1 protein-coding gene is annotated in these 2,847 nt (G+C 47.9%); it reads left to right on the top strand.

Going from position 1 to position 2,847, the window contains the following annotated elements:
• The first annotated feature begins 364 nt into the window (after positions 1-364).
• Complete coding sequence (locus tag ABD892_RS11200) at positions 365-1,723, top strand: DEAD/DEAH box helicase (RefSeq protein WP_345195741.1); 1,359 nt, start codon at positions 365-367, stop codon at positions 1,721-1,723.
• The last annotated feature ends 1,124 nt before the right edge of the window (positions 1,724-2,847 follow it).

Raw genomic sequence — 2,847 nt, 5'->3', positions numbered from 1 at the left:
TGGCTAAAAAGAAAAAGTGTTGGTGGCGGTCAATTGCCCGCGAAGTCAATGATAGCAAGGCCTTTCATGATCTTTCCCTGGGGATGCAACGTGGGCAACCACAGCAGGGTTCTCGGTAGCTGTATAGTAACTTTGTCGTATATGGCGAACGATATAACCATAATTTTTTTCATTCTGCTATGGCACTAAAGTCACATATCCTGTTCTTAGAGGTGTTATTTGCGTTTTTTTACCGAAGGTACCGCTTTTCATAGCCCATGCTTGTGTTTAACACCTGTTCGCCGGTGTATCGTGATTAGTCATGGTTGTTTTTCAACCGCTCTGGTAGAGTGCGCGTCGATTTATATTGCTGAGGCATAGTCTCTTGTTTTCCGACTTCTCACTTGACCAGCGCCTGCTGAAAGCGCTGGAAGCCGCTGGCTGGGAACAGCCTACCGATGTTCAGGCCCGTACTATCCCGCTCGCCCTGACGGGTAAGGATCTGATGGTCAGCGCTGAAACTGGCAGTGGCAAAACCGGCGCATTTCTGCTGCCCCTGCTCAACCGTCTGCTGACTCCCGCGCCGAACACCGGCACCCGGGCCCTGATCCTGCTGCCAACCCGGGAACTGGCGCGTCAGGTGCACAACCAGTGCGAACTGCTGGCAACCGGTACCGGCATCAAGGCCGGGTTGATCACCGGCGGTGATGACTTCAAATACCAGGCCAGCCTGTTCCGCAAGAATCCGGAGATCATCGTTTCCACACCCGGGCGCCTGGTGGATCATGTGAAGCGCGGTACGACCGATTTCCGTGATCTGGAAGTGCTGGTGCTGGATGAAGCTGACCGGATGCTGGACATGGGCTTTAGTGAAGATGTACTGAAGATCGCTGCTGAATGCACCTTTGCAGAACGCCAGACCCTGCTCTTTTCTGCCACACTGCAAAAGACAGGGCTGAAGCGGATAATCGCTGATGTTCTGCGCGAACCGGAATCCATTCTGGTTAATCCTGAACGGGAACAGCACGGGAATATCCGCCAGCAGATGATTCTCGTCGATGACCTCACTTTCAAGGAAAAGCTTCTGGTCAAACTGCTGGAAACCGAGACCTATGATAAGGCGCTCGTTTTCACGAAAACGCGTGCCCAGGCTGCCAAACTGGAAGGGTTCCTGCGTTACAACAAGCTTCGCGCCGGGGTTCTGCATGGGGAAATAACCCAGGAGGAACGCAACCGGGCGATGGAACTGTTGCGCAATGGCCGTATCAATGTGCTGGTAGCGACCGACCTGGCGGCCCGCGGGCTGGATGTGCAGGGTATCGATCTGGTGGTCAACTTCGACGTGGCTCGCCGCGGTGATGACCATGTGCACCGGATTGGACGTACAGGTCGTGCCGGACAGCAGGGCCTGGCGGTTACCTTTGTCAGCGCGCTTGAGTGGAACCTGATGGCGAGTATTGAGCGCTATCTCAACATCCGCTTTGAACGTCGCAAGATCCCCGGTATGGAAGCCAGTTATAAGGGCCCGAAGAAAGTCAAGGCGTCTGGCAAGGCGGCCAGTCGGAAGAAGAAAAAACCGGCAGATAAGAAAGCAGCGGCGGAAAAAGGCAAACAGCGTCTGCGAGATAAAAAAGCAACCGGGCAGCGACGTAAAAAGCCTTCTGGTGATAGCGCCGCAGGGCAGAGCAAGGAAACCGGTTTCGAACCGTTCCGTATCAAGAAAAAGCCGGTAACAACAGAATAAACAGCGGATTTAACAGGCCATGGAAGGCGTTATTTTCGGTAGGTAGGCTGATACGCTTCAACCCGGAGCCATGAGAGCAGTACTTTGTCCCGCTCAAACGGGGTTTTCGCCAATATGGCAAGCACTGAAATAACAGTTCCCGACTGGGTGACTTGCCTTGAGCTAATTGCCGTATACGATGATTTTTGTATGCTAGATAATCAATATGCGCTGACGCTGGTTACTGTTTTATTTTGGAACGTGAGCATGCTGGAATACAGTATGACATACAGTTGAATTACAATGTGCCTGTTAGGCGTTGAGTTGTATCGCATCATGTTTATGTTTTGTGTTTCTATGGAATAATCGGTTGTTTTAGATTTCAGTATTTAACGGTTTTTGTTGTTTTCACTGACTTTTTGTTTTTTGTAATAAGGATTAGTCTTTCTCGGTATTGGATAAGATATTATAGGCTTCATATGTCAGTGGTTTCGCTTGAAATCTATTTGGTGAATATTATGGCTCAGGTTTTTGTTTATTTGCGTTGTTGAAAATCTTGGATTTTAAGAACATTAATCTGATATATGTTGTGAATATCAAATGAATAGTTTTCATGTAGGATGGAAGTTGTTTATTGTTGGTTTTTCTGGTGCCTATAGGGTAATAAGTACTACTACACATAAAGTAAAGCACTGCTAGTCAAATATTTGCAATTCTGCATTGGGCTCAGTTAGCTATTATTAACAGCTTATTTTTATTAACTGTCTTGTTATCAAATTTCTCGGTTTTGTCTTATATATTGGCTTTCTCTCCAATGGTTATCTTTTGGTTTGGGATGTCAATCTGTATTTAAGATTCATTAATATATGAATATAGAACTTAGTAGGGTGCCAAGCAGTCATTTTTTGCCAGTTGTAGAAGGCTCTTTTCTGAATCGAGGCCTGGTGCAGTAAATAGGCGTTGGGAACGACAGGCTCGTAGCGTGTCTCTTTCTTCTGCTGAGAATGTTGAGTTGGGTGAGATGACAGGTTCATTGCAACGGCTCAATGGGGCTATTGATACTAAGTAAGTACTCAAAAACCGGTACATAAGGCGATTTCACGTTCTGCCGCCTAAGCTCATCCCCATGTTCCCATTACCGCCTG

The organism is Kistimonas scapharcae, from assembly GCF_039540975.1.
GTDB lineage: Bacteria > Pseudomonadota > Gammaproteobacteria > Pseudomonadales > Endozoicomonadaceae > Kistimonas > Kistimonas scapharcae.
Note: the sequence above shows the minus strand (reverse complement) of the source record. Positions and strands in the feature narration are given on the sequence as shown.